13 protein-coding genes are annotated in these 15,404 nt (G+C 46.5%); 12 read left to right on the top strand and 1 reads right to left on the bottom strand.

What is annotated here, in order from left to right:
• The first annotated feature begins 13 nt into the window (after positions 1-13).
• The 10 genes from OQJ86_RS17655 (at position 14) to acpS (ending at position 8,651) form a co-directional block, all read left to right on the top strand.
• Positions 14-640 carry a sigma-E factor negative regulatory protein gene (locus OQJ86_RS17655; protein ID WP_038870308.1) on the top strand — a complete coding sequence of 209 codons (627 nt, stop codon included), beginning with the start codon at positions 14-16 and terminating at the stop codon, positions 638-640.
• Positions 637-1,602, top strand: coding sequence for a sigma-E factor regulatory protein RseB (gene rseB, locus OQJ86_RS17650; protein WP_038870306.1), 966 nt, complete (start codon positions 637-639; stop codon positions 1,600-1,602). The genes OQJ86_RS17655 and rseB overlap by 4 nt, the downstream gene beginning before the upstream one ends.
• Positions 1,599-2,069, top strand: a complete 471-nt coding sequence (locus tag OQJ86_RS17645; RefSeq protein WP_045466052.1) for a SoxR reducing system RseC family protein — start codon at positions 1,599-1,601, stop codon at positions 2,067-2,069. The genes rseB and OQJ86_RS17645 overlap by 4 nt, the downstream gene beginning before the upstream one ends.
• 149 nt (positions 2,070-2,218) lie before the next feature.
• Complete coding sequence (gene lepA, locus OQJ86_RS17640; RefSeq protein ID WP_045397750.1) at positions 2,219-4,012, top strand: translation elongation factor 4; 1,794 nt, start codon at positions 2,219-2,221, stop codon at positions 4,010-4,012.
• Between the two features lie 104 nt (positions 4,013-4,116).
• Positions 4,117-5,016 carry a signal peptidase I gene (lepB, locus tag OQJ86_RS17635; protein ID WP_038881188.1) on the top strand — a complete coding sequence of 300 codons (900 nt, stop codon included), beginning with the start codon at positions 4,117-4,119 and terminating at the stop codon, positions 5,014-5,016.
• Between the two features lie 20 nt (positions 5,017-5,036).
• Positions 5,037-5,714 carry a ribonuclease III gene (gene rnc / locus OQJ86_RS17630; protein WP_005436448.1) on the top strand — a complete coding sequence of 226 codons (678 nt, stop codon included), beginning with the start codon at positions 5,037-5,039 and terminating at the stop codon, positions 5,712-5,714.
• Positions 5,707-6,669 (top strand): GTPase Era, encoded by a 963-nt coding sequence (gene era, locus OQJ86_RS17625; protein WP_038881191.1) that lies wholly within the window; start codon positions 5,707-5,709, stop codon positions 6,667-6,669. Before rnc ends, era begins: the two co-directional genes overlap by 8 nt.
• 129 nt (positions 6,670-6,798) lie before the next feature.
• A complete protein-coding gene (gene recO / locus OQJ86_RS17620) occupies positions 6,799-7,530 on the top strand; it encodes a DNA repair protein RecO (RefSeq protein ID WP_039976437.1) in 732 nt (243 codons plus the stop codon).
• A complete protein-coding gene (gene pdxJ, locus OQJ86_RS17615; protein ID WP_265988765.1) occupies positions 7,527-8,258 on the top strand; it encodes a pyridoxine 5'-phosphate synthase in 732 nt (243 codons plus the stop codon). The genes recO and pdxJ overlap by 4 nt, the downstream gene beginning before the upstream one ends.
• Before the next feature lie 12 nt (positions 8,259-8,270).
• Complete coding sequence (gene acpS / locus OQJ86_RS17610; RefSeq protein WP_038881196.1) at positions 8,271-8,651, top strand: holo-ACP synthase; 381 nt, start codon at positions 8,271-8,273, stop codon at positions 8,649-8,651.
• 89 nt (positions 8,652-8,740) lie between these two features.
• Here acpS and barA read toward each other — a convergent pair whose 3' ends face one another.
• Positions 8,741-11,539: a two-component sensor histidine kinase BarA gene (gene barA / locus OQJ86_RS17605; RefSeq protein WP_265988762.1), complete on the bottom strand. Its 2,799-nt coding sequence runs from the start codon at positions 11,537-11,539 to the stop codon at positions 8,741-8,743.
• A gap of 192 nt (positions 11,540-11,731) precedes the next feature.
• On the opposite strand from barA, the gene rlmD reads away from it, so the two are divergent.
• On the top strand, positions 11,732-13,051 hold the full coding sequence (gene rlmD, locus OQJ86_RS17600; protein WP_265988760.1) for a 23S rRNA (uracil(1939)-C(5))-methyltransferase RlmD: 1,320 nt from the start codon (positions 11,732-11,734) through the stop codon (positions 13,049-13,051).
• 127 nt (positions 13,052-13,178) lie between these two features.
• The gene (relA, locus tag OQJ86_RS17595) at positions 13,179-15,398 is read left to right on the top strand and encodes a GTP diphosphokinase (RefSeq protein WP_038870285.1); all 2,220 of its coding nucleotides are present in this window, start codon (positions 13,179-13,181) and stop codon (positions 15,396-15,398) included.
• Positions 15,399-15,404 lie beyond the last annotated feature (6 nt).

Genomic DNA, 15,404 nt, shown 5'->3' with positions numbered 1-15,404 from the left:
TATGGTGAAAACAATGGCTGACAAAGAAAAACTTTCAGCTCTCATGGATGGAGAATTGGTCGATAAGGCTTTAATTCAAGAATTAGAGCAAGACCAAGAAAGCCGTGACGCTTGGCAGAACTATCATCTTATTGGTGATGTGATGCGAGGCGAAGCGCCAGCAAAACCTGAGTGGAATATTGCTGAAAGCGTGGCGTTAGCGTTAGAAGACGAGCCAGTGCATCGTGCTATCGATTCACGCAGTGCTAACGTTATTTCAATTAATGACGCGCCAAAAGAGTCGCAACCAGAGCCACAAAAAGCCAAGCGCCAGTTGCCTGCATGGCTAACTCAGTTTGGTCAGGTTGCCGTTGCTGCGTGTGTGTCACTTGCCGTGATTTTAGGTGTGCAACAATACGGTGGTAGCGACCCAATGTCGCCACAAGCCGATCAACTTCCTGTGCTTCAAACAGTGCCATTTGCTGGCAGTGCAGAACCAGTAAGTTTGACTCGTGAGTCCGTTGAGCGCTCGGTTGGCGAAGCAAATATGCAAGAGCAACGTAAACGTGTTCATGCTATGCTTCGTGACTACGAATTGCAGTTAAGAATTAACAGTGATGCGTCTCAGCAAGATGCAAATCTGACTCCGGATATTGAATGAAAAAATTTCTGATCAGCGCTTGCGCTCTGTTCAGTCTGATGTCTACTCAAGCCTTTGCTGGTGATAAACCAGCGGAGGCTTTATTGCATCAAATGAGCGAGGCGAGCAAAAATTTAAGCTACGAACTCTCTTATATCCTCATCAAAAAGAACAGCATTGAACCTTTGCTGTACCGTCATGCGACTCACGATAAAGATCAGTACGCACATCTTGTGTATTTGAGTGGTCCAGTTCGTGAAGTAATTCGTCGTGGTACTGAAGTGAGCTACATCGAAACCGGCGCAGAGCCGTTTACGATTGAATCTGGCAAGATGGTCGCACCAATCATGCCGATGCTGAACACCAATATCGATGAATTGAACCTCTATTACGATTACGTCAAAGTCGGTCGTGCTCGTGAAGCTGGCGTTCCGACTCAGGTGCTACGTATTGTGCCTAAAGACGGCTTGCGTTATTCGTACGTACTTTGGATTGATGAGAAAAGTAAGTTACCACTGCGTGCTGATCTGGTTGACCGTGATGGAGAAATGCTAGAGCAATACCGTACGATCTCATACTCGGTGAATCCAAAAATTGGCGAGTTGATGAGTGGTTTGGCGGATGTGCAGTTGCCAGCAGTATTGACGATGCCTAAAGGTGATATCGGTACGAGTGACTGGAACGTAGGTTGGATTCCTGAAGGTTTCCACCCAAATGAGCTAAATCGCTACCGAATGGCAGTGACCGACCAAATGGTTGAAAGCCAACTTTACTCGGATGGTTTATTCAGTTTCTCTGTTTATGTCGCCAGCAAAGATGAGCATTCGCTGAAAGGTCAGCTGGTTCGTCAAGGTCGTCGTACTTTGCATAGCTTTGTAAGTGGTAATCATGAAATCTCTGTTGTGGGTGATATTCCACCGGCAACTGCTCAGCGTATTGCACAATCTGTTACGTTTGATGCAGCAAAGAGTAAAGCGCAATGATGACCGCATTAGCAACCGTGACGGGTGTCCATCGTCACGGTCAGCAATACGATATTGATTTAAGCTGCGAGCAACAGACCAGTTGTAGCAGCTGTTCTTCGCAAAAAAGCTGTGGCACTGGCGTGGTTACTAAAGCAATTGGTAACAAAACATTAGCATGGCATCTGCGTACAAAAACATCCGTCAAAGTTGGTCAGGTGGTAGAAATCGGCTTTCCTGAGTCGAGCCTGATCAAATCCGCAATGGCGGTTTACCTTCTTCCTCTGTTTGGTCTGATTTTTGGTGCCGTGATTGGCAACTTCCTTCTTGTGCCTTTAACTGCAGGCGGCGAGGGCATTACCATCCTAGCTTCGGTTTTGTTCGCTGCTGGTGGTATGTGGCTCGCTAAACGTGTGTCACGGCCTTTAGAAGATGAATCAAAACGCCAAGTTACCCTCATTCGAGTTCTCGGTGAGCCTATCCAATAAGTACGTACCTCGAGGTTGCTAAGGTATATACTTTAAATAAGGTGCGCCCGTTAACGAAATTGGGTAGAATCTGCCAACTTGATTGAAATGCCGTCAGCTGATGGCTTTCTTACTGTCCCTATTTGTAAAGAGTTAGTCACCCTAAATCTATGAAGCACATTCGTAACTTTTCGATTATCGCCCACATCGACCATGGTAAGTCGACCCTATCAGACCGTCTAATCCAAGTATGTGGAGGATTAAGCGATCGTGAAATGGCCGCACAGGTTCTGGATTCTATGGATCTTGAACGTGAGCGTGGTATCACCATTAAATCTCAGAGTGTAACGTTAAACTACACTGCTAAAGACGGTGAAACCTACCAGCTGAACTTCATCGATACTCCGGGACACGTTGACTTTGCGTACGAAGTATCACGCTCTCTAGCCGCTTGTGAAGGCGCGCTATTGGTGGTTGACGCAGGTCAAGGTGTAGAGGCTCAAACGCTTGCTAACTGTTACACCGCGATCGAAATGGATCTAGAGGTTGTGCCAATCCTTAACAAGATTGACCTACCTGCCGCTGATCCTGAGCGCGTAGCAGAAGAAATTGAAGAAATCGTTGGTATCGATGCAATGGAAGCTACTCGCTGTTCTGCGAAAACAGGTATCGGTGTAGATGACGTTCTAGAAAACATCGTATCAGCAATTCCAGCACCAGAAGGTGATCCTGAAGCACCACTTCAAGCATTGATCATCGATTCATGGTTCGATAACTATCTTGGCGTTGTTTCTTTGGTTCGTATTAAAAACGGCTCACTGAAGAAAAACGACAAGATTAAAGTAATGAGCACAGGCCAAACTTGGGGTGTAGACCGTCTAGGTATCTTCACACCTAAGCAAGTCGATACTGATGTTCTTAATACTGGTGAAGTAGGTTGGGTAGTTTGTGGTATCAAAGACATCCTTGGTGCTCCTGTTGGTGATACGCTAACCCTAGCGAAAAACGGCAGTGAGAGCCCTCTACCTGGCTTTAAAAAAGTAAAACCTCAGGTATACGCGGGTCTATTCCCAGTATCATCTGATGATTACGAAAACTTCCGTGACGCGTTAGGCAAATTGAGCCTGAACGATGCATCGTTGTTCTATGAGCCAGAAAACTCAGCGGCACTAGGCTTTGGTTTCCGTTGTGGTTTCCTTGGCATGCTGCACATGGAAATCATCCAAGAGCGTTTAGAGCGTGAATACGATCTAGACCTGATTACAACAGCGCCTACTGTAGTCTACGAAGTCGTAGAAACTGACGGTACGCTACTTTATGTTGATAGCCCGGCCAAACTGCCAGCGGTAAACGACATTGAAGAAATTCGCGAGCCTATCGCACGTTGTAATATTCTTGTGCCATCGGATTACCTTGGTAACGTAATCACACTGTGTGTAGAAAAGCGTGGTACTCAGGTTGATATGGTTTACCACGGCAACCAAGTTGCTGTGACGTACGATATCCCAATGGCAGAAGTTGTTCTGGACTTCTTTGACCGTCTGAAGTCAACTTCACGCGGCTACGCATCTTTGGATTACAACTTCCAACGCTTTGAAACATCGAACATGGTACGTGTAGATGTACTTCTGAATGGCGACAAAGTAGATGCGCTAGCACTGATTACGCACAAAGATCAGTCTCAGACTCGTGGTCGCCAGTTGGTTGAGAAGATGAAAGAATTCATTCCTCGTCAGATGTTTGATATCGCGATCCAAGCGGCAATCGGTAACCACATCATTGCTCGTTCTACTGTGAAACAGCTACGTAAGAACGTAATCGCGAAATGTTACGGTGGTGACGTGAGCCGTAAGAAGAAACTTCTGAAGAAACAGAAAGAAGGTAAGAAACGTATGAAGCAGATCGGTAACGTAGAGCTGCCTCAAGAAGCGTTCCTAGCGATTCTTCACGTTGGTAAAGACTAGAGTTGAACTATCTCTTACTCTTGTCTGTCATAAGACGTTAGATAGTAAAATAAGTGAAAGGGTTTCGGCTCTTTCACTTTCGTATTTTTAGATAAGGGAATTTAATGGCGAATACATTCTCACTGATTCTAGTTATCGTGACTTTGGTAACTGGCGTAGTTTGGCTACTGGAAAAGCTGGTGTTTGCGAAAAAACGTCAAGCGAAAGTAGAAGAGATTCAAGCACAGACAGCTAATGGCCTAGACGCGGTAACACTACAGAAAGTAGAACGTCAGCCATGGTGGATTGAGAATAGCGTGTCTATTTTCCCTGTAATTGCATTCGTTCTTGTATTGCGTTCTTTTATCTATGAACCGTTCCAAATTCCTTCAGGCTCAATGATGCCCACCCTACTAGTGGGCGACTTTATTCTGGTGGAGAAATACGCTTACGGATTGAAAGATCCTGTTTGGCGTCATCAGCTAGTGGAAACTGGCAAACCAGAGCGTGGTGATATTGTGGTATTCAAATACCCACCTCAACCAAATATTGACTACATTAAACGTGTTGTTGGCTTACCTGGCGATACGGTTCGTTACTCAAGTGACAAGCAAGTGTGTATTCAATCGCAAGGTGATTCGGTTTGTAAGCCAGTTAAATTGAGCAATGTTGAAGAAAGTCCGTTCATCCAAAACGGTATTCCTCTGATTCAGATGAATGAAAAACTGGGTGAAGTGGAACACCAAATCTTGGTTAACCCATTAGCTCGTGACCGTGTGCAGAACTACCAGCCACGTCCAGGAGTTAACGAATGGGTTGTACCGCAAGGTCAGTACTTTGTTATGGGTGATAACCGTGATAACAGTGCTGATAGCCGTTACTGGGGCTTTGTTCCAGAAGCAAACTTAGTGGGTAAAGCTGTCGCGATTTGGATTAGCTTCGAGTTTGATCGTGGCGCAGACAGCGTTCTACCTTCATGGATTCCAACTGGTGTGCGTTTTAACCGCGTCGGTGGTATTCACTAACCATTACATATCGAGAGAGTATGAATTCTCCAATTGATAAACTAGAGAGAAAGCTCGGCTACCAATTTAAGGATGCTGGGCTTATCAACTTGGCGCTGACTCACCGCAGCGCCAACAGTAAGCATAATGAACGTCTTGAGTTTCTGGGCGATTCAATTTTAAGTTTTGTCATCGCTGATGATCTGTACCATCGTTTCCCGAAAGTGAACGAAGGTGACATGAGCCGTATGCGCGCTACTTTGGTACGTGGGCACACATTGGCGGAACTGGGTCGTGAGTTCGATCTAGGAGATTATTTAAAATTAGGTCCAGGTGAATTGAAGAGTGGTGGATTCCGCCGAGACTCTATTCTAGCCGATGCGGTAGAAGCCATTATTGGTGCGATTTACCTTGATAGTGATATTGAAGCCGTGCGCGGTATTGTACTGAGTTGGTACAACTCGCGTCTTGAAGCCATCAAGCCTGGCGTATCACAAAAAGATCCAAAAACTCGCCTACAAGAGTTCCTGCAAGGCAGAAGAAAACCACTGCCTGTCTACACAGTGACTAATATTAAAGGTGAAGCGCACAACCAAGAGTTCACGGTTGAGTGTGACGTAGCAGGTGTGGATAAGCCTGTCATTGGTAAAGGCACCAGCCGCCGCAAGGCAGAACAAGCGGCTGCTGAAACAGCACTTGAGCAATTAACAAATGGCTGATAACGAATTCGATATCGATGCATTTTTTGCATCAAACGGTGAAGTAAGTTCACCAGAAAACCAGCACTGTGGCTTTATTGCGATTGTTGGTCGCCCAAACGTTGGTAAATCGACGCTTCTAAACAAAATTCTTGGTCAGAAGATTTCGATTACATCTCGTAAACCGCAAACGACTCGTCACCGCATCATGGGTGTGGACACTGACGGCGATTACCAAGCGATCTACGTAGATACACCAGGACTTCACATTGAAGAGAAGCGTGCGATCAACCGTTTGATGAACCGTGCGGCGAACTCATCGCTCAGTGATGTAAACCTAGTATTCTTCTTGGTTGATGGTACGCACTGGACCAAAGACGACGAGATGGTGCTGACTAAGCTTCAAAAGTCGAACTTCCCTGTAGTACTTTGTGTGAACAAGGTAGACAATGTCCAAGATCGTAACGAAGTGATGATGCACATGGCCGACATGTCTAAGAAAATGGACTTTGTTGACGTTGTGCCAATCTCTGCGAAACAAGGCAAGAACATCGACGTACTACGTAAGCACGTTCGCGATCACTTGCCAGAAGCAACGCATCACTTCCCTGAAGAATACGTAACAGACCGTTCTCAGCGTTTCATGGCGTCTGAAATCGTGCGTGAAAAGCTGATGCGTTTTACTGGTGAAGAATTGCCTTACTCGGTAACGGTTGAAATTGAACGTTTTGACTACAACCCAGAAAATGATGGCTTCCACATCAATGCCTTAATTCTTGTTGAACGTAACGGTCAAAAGAAAATGGTCATTGGTAAAGGCGGTGAGAAGATCAAGACCATTGGTCGTGAAGCGCGCTTAGATATGGAAGAGTTGTTCGGCCGTAAGGTTTACCTAGAGACTTGGGTAAAAGTGAAATCTGGTTGGGCAGACGACGAACGTGCATTGCGTTCACTTGGTTACATCGACGACCTATAAGTTTGGTTGCTTGTAAGTTTGGTAACGAAGACACTTCGTTCCAACATCGATAAAAACTAAATATCGATTAGAATAAGGAGCCAATTGGCTCCTTATTTTTTATTCACACTTCTTAGGCACATTGACGAGATGAGCAACCAGTCTTCAGAAGGCTTTCAACGCTGCTTTGTATTGCATCGACGCCCTTACAGTGAATCGAGCTTAATCCTTGATGTATTCAGCGAGGAGTATGGTCGAATTACATTGATGGCAAAAGGTGCCCGCGGTAAACGCTCCAATCTTAAAGGCGCATTGCAGCCCTTTACCCCTTTATTGCTGAAATGGTCAGGGAAAGGCTCGATGAAGACGTTACGTCAAGCAGAGCCCATCAGTTTAGGTTTGCCTTTGACAGGAATAAACCTTTACTCCGCCATGTACGTAAATGAATTGATTGGAAGGGTGTTGATGGCAGAAGTGCCGATGCCTGCGCTGTTTCATGATTATCTGCATGCACTAACGGAACTAGCTCAGAGTGATAACCCTGAACCGGGCTTGCGTCGTTTTGAATTGGCCCTGCTGTCTTCTATGGGGTATGGCGTCGATTTTTTGCATTGTGCTGGTACTGGTGAACCCGTTGATCCTGAGATGACTTACCGCTATCGCGAACAAAAAGGATTCATTGCGTCAGTAAGGCGAGATAACCTCACTTTTTTAGGGAATGAATTGATTGCGATTAGTGAACGGCGATTCATCACTAAAGAGCAATTAAAAGCGGCGAAACGCTTTACACGTATGGCCTTAAAGCCGTATCTTGGCGGCAAACCTTTAAAAAGTCGTGAATTATTCATTCAGACATACAGAGCACGGAGTAATGGAAAATGAGCTCAATCTATTTAGGCGTTAATATCGACCATATTGCCACTCTACGTAATGCGCGTGGTACTAAATACCCAGATCCTGTTCATGCTGCTGAGATTGCAGAGCGTGCTGGCGCAGACGGTATTACTATTCACCTGCGTGAAGACCGTCGCCACATTCTAGATCGTGACGTGCGCATCCTACGTGAAACCATTCAAACTCGTATGAACCTTGAAATGGCAGTAACAGACGAGATGGTTGAGATTGCACTACAGACTAAGCCTGAATTCGTGTGTCTGGTTCCTGAAAAACGTGAAGAGTTGACAACAGAAGGTGGTCTTGACGTTGTTGGTCAGCTTGAGAAAGTGAAAGCTGCAACGCAAAAACTGACGGAAGCGGGCATCAAAGTCTCTCTATTTATTGATGCTGACCGTCAACAGATCGATGCGGCAAAAGCATGTGGTGCACCGTATATCGAACTTCACACTGGTCACTATGCGGATGCGGAGACTGAGGAAGACCAACAAGACGAGCTTAAGAAGATTGCTGCAGGTGCAAGCTACGCTGATGACCTAAGTATCATCGTTAATGCTGGTCACGGTCTGACTTACCACAACGTTGCGCCAATCGCTGCATTGCCTGAAATTTACGAACTGAATATTGGTCACTCGATCATCGGTCGTGCGGTATTTGATGGCCTAGAAAAATCAGTGGCAGAAATGAAAGCCCTGATGGTCGCTGCACGTAAGTAATCCGTTTCAATCATGGCAATTTTAGGATTAGGAACCGATATCGCCGAGATTGGGCGAATAGAGAAAGCACTAGAACGCAGTGGTGAACCATTTGCAAAGCGCATTCTCTCGGTTCAAGAAATGGCAAAATTTGACGAACTGAAACAAAAAGGTCGCTATCTAGCAAAGCGCTTCGCGGTAAAAGAAGCAGCGTCAAAAGCGTTAGGCACGGGCATTGCGAAAGGCGTGACCTTCCATGACTTTACCGTTTCGAATGATGAGTTCGGTAAACCGATGTTGACGCTTTCTGGCGTGGCAAAGCAAATCGCCGAGTCGATGGGTGTGAATCATGTTCATTTATCGATTTCTGACGAGCGTCATTACGCGGTCGCGACGGTGATTTTTGAATCCTAATTTGTCTGATTACGGATTAATAACCGAATACGAAAAAGCCAGAGTCGATGCTCTGGCTTTTTTATTGTGTTGATTTTCCGAACTATTCTCTACTGTTCAAGATAAAACTTCGCCGTCGTGGTGACTTTAATCATCTCATCTTGCAGTTCGAACATTTCCGGTTCGATGTCTTCAATACTCGCACCTGAACGCAGCGCCTGTTCCAAGGTTGCACACAGTGACTTCAACCTCGGTACGCCACAGTAAGAGCTACTGCCGTGAAGTTTATGCACCACATGGATAAGGTCATCACGCGAAAAGTCTTCTTGCTCTATGGCTTGATCGACCACTTCTTCCACTTCTGGAATAAAGTCGATCAACATGCGCAGCATGTCCTTAGCTAGGTCTTCTTTGTTTGCACTTTGTTTTAAGGCCGCTTGCCAGTCGATGATCATATCTTGCTGCGGTTTTTCCGGCGCTGGTGGTGCAGCTTCCACTGCAGGCTCCACGTAAGATGGTGCGATCTTATCGACACTGTCAGTACAAGTATTTGGGTTCCAATGAACCAAAACCTGTTGCAACACATGTTCCTCAATTGGCTTGGTTAGGTAATCATCCATGCCCGCTGCCAGCAGCCGGTCACGCTCACCAGCCATTGCGTGTGCGGTCACCGCAATTACAGGAGTGTCTTTGTTCAGCTCTAGCTCTTTAATGTACTGACAAGCGGTTACGCCGTCCATCAATGGCATTTGAATGTCCATGAAGATCAGATCGTATTTCTTCTCTGTTGCGAGGTTCACTGCTTGTTGACCGTTGCTGCATGCCGTTACTGTTTCGACACGCTCTCTCAATAGCGCGGAGATCAGCTTCAAGTTGGCAGGGTTATCATCAACCGCAAGCACAGTTAATGGCAGTCTTTCGCTCTCTACAGGTTCAACCGGAGGCAGGGCAACCTGAGGCATTTCGATATGGTCAGTGATCAGGCTCTGTAGCAGTTTACGACGCGATAATGGCTTGGTCAGACATTGGATCTGATGATCGTTCATCACTTGGTCTGCTAATGCTAGCTCCGTGCTTGGCGTACCCATGATGACACTTGGAGCCATATGCTTCGCCTGTTCAATCCACGCTGAGACGGATTGGTCGTTGTAAGTTTGGTTTGCGCCCAAGTTCAACAATACGTAGTCGTAGTGTTCATCGTTCTCTGGTAGCGATGAACGGTAGGTCACTAGAATGCCTTCTTGACTCAAGACTTGTTGAGTCACTGATGCTGCTTGCATGTTTGGTTCAACCAGCAGCAGCTGCTTACCAGATAGCAGTTCTACTTCAATTAGATCGCTCATTGGCATTTCTGTTGAATGTAGGCGCAGCGTAAACCAGAAGGTAGAACCTTGGTGGAGACGGCTGGTTAAGCTGATTTCGCCGCCCATTTGGCTAACCAGTTTTTGGGTGATAACCAGACCTAAACCAGTACCGCCGTATCGGCGTGAAATACTTGCATCTGCTTGGCTAAAGGCTTGGAACAATTGTGCTTGTTGGCGCTCCGAAATACCAATGCCCGTATCGCGAACCATAAATTGCAGTTCAATGGAATCACTGGATTGGGACCGCATTTCAACACTGATGTCGATGTTGCCGCGCTCGGTAAATTTGATCGAGTTACCGACCAAGTTAGTAAGGATTTGCTGGATACGCAGTGGGTCACCGACCAAGCCTGGCGGAATCTTCGGATCCACTTTTAGGGTGATCTCCAATCCTTTCTCGTGTGCGCTGGTCGCTTGTAAGTTAATAACTTCTTCCAAGCTTTCTCTGAATTCAAATGGAATGTTTTCTAGGGCTAGCTTACCCGCTTCCAGTTTCGAGAAGTCGAGGATGTCGTTGATGATGTTGAGTAGGTTGTTTGCCGACTTCTCAATGGTTTGCAAGTAATCCGTTTGGCTGTTCGACAACTGAGTTTTAAGCATCTGACGCGTAAAGCCAATCACACCGTTCAGTGGCGTACGAAGCTCGTGTGACATATTGGCTAAGAATTCAGATTTCACTCGCGCCGCTTCTTGCGCACGTTTCTTCGCGATGTCTAACTCTACGTTCTGAATTTCTAGCTGTTCGAGGGTTTCACGCAAGTCCGATGTCGCTTGGTCTATACTGTGCTGCATCTCAACGTGGTATTCCGACAACGAGACCGCCATGGCGTTGATGCCGTTTTTCAGTTGGTCCAACTCACCGTGCATTTTGCCTTCGATACGCACGTCAAGGTGGCCACGACGAATTCGGTCCACAACGTTCTTCATGTGGGTGATCGGCTGGGTAACGTCATGCATGAGGCGAGAGGCGAACACGCTCGCGAGACCAAGGCCGAGAATCAACACCAAGAATGCTGAGAAGACCTCTTGGTACTGCTGCAAACGAAGTGACGAAAGATCCATTTCCACCGCGATGTAGCCAATGGCTTTTGTTCCCTGATTCTCATTTGAAAGCTCAGAAAGATAATGGCCTTCTGATAGAATCGGCACACGCAGAATAAGCGAGTTATCGAAGATTTCTGAGTTCCCTAATTGAGGAATCGGTTTGTCCTTCGGGAACATCAGCGCTTCAAAATTTGGGTGGAAGTTAGAGGTGACAAAAAGCTCATGGTTTTCATCAAACACCGCGATACTACGAACCAATTTCGAATTTTTACGGTGGGCGTAGCTGATCAGGCGACGGACGGCTTCACGACTTTCAGAAAGAAGGTGAGTTTCACTGGCAATAGCAAGTGGTTCGATAATGCTATTACCTGTCGTGATGACTTGTTTTTCGAGGTCTTGGTAGCGGTTAAATGAGAAAAAGCCGCTCAGTAATAAACCAATAATGAGTGTGGGAGCGAGAGTTAGTGTAATTACACGTGCTCGTAAGCCATATCTGGTCATGTTATCTAATTACATCGGAGTCTGGATATGGGAAAATAACGCATTATTTCTCAAGCGCGCGATAAAGCCTTGAGTAAAGAAGTGACGTCACCGGATAAACGGTAAGCATAATCAAGTCACTCGAATCACACAACGGCTGCAATCAAGAATAGTGAAGCCGTAGAGCAATTAGACACAAATCAGGCACAGAGCATGGCACGTATCTTTCAACCTAAAAAGAAAACGCAATTAAATACTCGTCACCAAGCGGTACAAGTGGAGCGTTTGGATCACCACGGCGCAGGCATTGCTTACCTCAAGAAGAAACCATTGTTTATTGATGGTGCGCTACCGGGTGAGGAAGTGGTAACCCAATTGGTGGAAGAAAAGAGCAAATTCGCTCGTGGTAAGTTGATTAAAATCCTTAAACCGAGTGAAACACGCGTTGACGCCTTTTGTCCGCATTACCATGAATGTGGTGGTTGTGACCTTCAGCATTTGAACTATGACCAACAATTGACGCATAAGCTGCACACGCTTCGTCAGTTGATGAGAAAATTTGCCGGCAGTGATATCGAGTTGGATGCACCTGTGTTGGGTGACTCTCATGGCTACCGTCGCCGTGCTCGCGTGAGCTTATTTGTGGATAAAAAGACCCGTCAGCTGCACTTTGGTTTCCGTAAGAAACAAAGTAAGCAAATCGCACAAGTGACGGACTGTCCCGTGCTTGCGCCTGAGTTGAATGTGTTACTGCCAGAAATCTACTCGATGCTAAAAGCGTTTAAGAAGCCAGAGCAATTGGGTCACGTAGAGTTGGTCTTAGGCGACAATGGTCCTTGTATTACATTGCGCCACCTAAGCAAACTGACTGAAAAAGAAACTAACACTTTGGTGGAATTGGCGAAGCGTCATCATGCATCGCTCTACCTGATGCCAGAAACGGATCAACTTGATTTGATTGAAGGTGAAGTGCCTTTCTATCAAGAAGCCGGTGTCACCGTACCATTCACGCCAAACAACTTTATTCAAGTGAACCAAGCGGTGAACCAGAAAATGGTCGCTCAGGCAGTGGCGTGGTTAGACCCACAAAGTGACGAGCGAGTGTTAGATTTGTTCTGTGGTCTAGGTAACTTCAGTTTGCCAATTGCAAAACGTGCAAAACATGTGGTTGGCGTAGAAGGTGTGGCAGAAATGGTAGAAAAGGCAGCAAATAATGCATCCTTGAACCAAATCAATAACGCACAATTTTATCACGCTAACCTTGAGCAGGATTTTGAAGGGCAAGTTTGGGCGGCTGAACAATTCGACAAAGTGCTGCTTGATCCGGCACGTGCAGGCGCGAGTGGGATCATCGATCAAGTTTCTGCGCTTGGCGCACAGCGTGTAGTTTATGTTTCGTGTAATCCTGCTACCCTTGCAAGGGATAGTCAGAGCTTGCTGGAGCAAGGCTACCAATTGACCAAATTAGGTATGCTGGACATGTTCCCTCATACCAGCCATCTAGAATCGATGGCGTTGTTTGAAAAGTCCTGATAATTGGGACTTTGTTGATCACTTACACGTGGTGGGTGGTCAATAAGCCAACGTTTAAGGCTTGGCATAAGAACTAACCTGGATGGTGTTAGTCAAACCACACAAATATAATAATTAGGATGATGAGATGGTTGCGGTAAGAAGCGCGCATTTAAACCAAGATGAACAGTTTGAACTCGAAACCTGGGTGGCTAGCCTAGGGCAAGAGAAGAACACAGCGAAACGCTTAATTGAAGTGTATCGTGATTGCCAGTCGATTTTGGCGAACCACGAGCAGGCGGAGCTTTTGTTGTGGCGTGGACGAGAGATGATTGAAATTTTGATCACCTTGTCGATGGACAAAGCGACACTTGTCGCGGCGCAACTGTTTCCTTTGGTCTCAAGCGGTGCTTTTGATAGAGAACTCCTTGAGGAAAAATACAGCAAAGAAATCATTAAGCTGATCGATGGCGTCGACGAAATGGCGGCAATTGGTCAACTGAATGTAACAATGGATGGTGGTGCTGCCTCGTCTCAAGTTGATAACGTTCGTCGTATGTTGTTGGCCATGGTGGATGATTTCCGCTGCGTCGTCATTAAGCTGGCGGAACGTATCTGCAACCTGATTGAAGTAAAAAAAGCGCCGGACGAAGTTCGTCGCGCTGCGGCAAAAGAGTGTGCAAACATTTATGCGCCTCTGGCAAACCGCCTTGGTATTGGTCAGCTGAAATGGGAAATCGAAGATTACGCTTTCCGCTACCAACAACCAGAAACCTACAAGCAAATCGCGAAGCAATTGGCTGAGCGTCGTATTGTCCGTGAACAATACATCAAAGACTTTGTCGACGACCTTACCCAAGAAATGACCGTATGCGGCATCAACGCAGAAGTCAGTGGTCGTCCAAAGCACATCTACAGTATTTGGCGTAAAATGCAGAAGAAGAGTCTGGCGTTTGATGAATTGTTTGACGTACGAGCAGTACGTATTATCGCCGACAAACTGCAAGATTGTTATGCCGCTCTGGGTGTGGTCCACACCAAATACAAACACCTGCCAAGCGAGTTCGACGACTATGTAGCGAACCCGAAACCAAACGGTTACCAGTCTATCCATACCGTGATTCTTGGCCCTGAAGGCAAGACCATCGAGATCCAGATTCGTACTAAAGAGATGCACGAAGACTCGGAACTAGGTGTTGCAGCGCACTGGAAATACAAAGAAGGCGCAAGCAGCCGCAGCGGTTACGATGAGAAGATCACGTGGCTACGTAAGCTACTCGACTGGCAAGAAGAAATGTCCGACTCTGGCGAGATGTTGGACGAGCTGCGTAGTCAGGTATTTGACGACCGCGTGTATGCCTTTACCCCACGTGGTGATGTCGTCGACCTACCGATGGGCGCAACCCCATTAGACTTCGCTTACCACATTCACTCAGAAGTAGGGCATCGTTGTATCGGTGCTAAAGTGGCAGGTCGTATCGTACCGTTCACCCATAAACTGCAAATGGGCGATCAGGTGGAAATCATCACCCAGAAAGAACCAAACCCTTCACGAGACTGGTTAAACCCATCGCTTGGCTTTGTGACGTCAAGCCGAGCGCGTGCGAAGATCAACGCATGGTTCCGCAAGCAAAGTCGTGAGAAGAACCTAGAAGCGGGTCGTGAAATTCTAGAGCACGAACTGGCGAAAATCGGCGCGACACTGAAAGATGCTGATAACTACGCGCTGAAACGCTTTAACGTTAATAGTGCCGATGAATTGTATGTTGGTATTGGTAGTGGTGACTTGCGTATCAACCAAATCATCAACCACATCAACGCCTTGGTAAACAAACCAACCGCCGAAGAGGAAGACCAACAAGCGCTAGAAAAACTGCAAGAAGCAGAAAATCGCGCGCCAGCACAAAGTCGTCCGAAGAAAGATGCAGTCGTAGTTGAAGGTGTCGATAACCTAATGACACACCTAGCGCGTTGTTGTCAGCCGATCCCAGGTGATGAGATTGCCGGTTACATCACCCAAGGTCGCGGTATTTCGGTCCACCGCAGTGACTGTGAGCAACTAGAGGAGCTTCGCCATCACGCACCAGAACGTATCATCGATACCGTCTGGGGCAGCGGCTTTGTCGGTTCTTACATCTTGACGGTTCGTGTTGAAGCAATGGAGCGTGGCGGTCTACTTAAAGACATCACAACTCTGTTTGCGAACGAGAAAATCAAAGTCACCAGTATGAAGAGCCGCGTCGATTACCGCACGCAAATGTCGATCATGGACTTTGACCTTGAAGTGACCAACCTTGAAGTGTTCTCGCGAGTGTCAAAACGAGTCGAGCAGATTAAGGATGTTATGTCGGTGAAACGCTTAGGCTAAAATTCT

This window comes from Vibrio sp. Sgm 5 (assembly GCF_026241575.1).
GTDB classification, from domain to species: Bacteria; Pseudomonadota; Gammaproteobacteria; order Enterobacterales; family Vibrionaceae; genus Vibrio; species Vibrio jasicida.
Note: the sequence above shows the minus strand (reverse complement) of the source record. Positions and strands in the feature narration are given on the sequence as shown.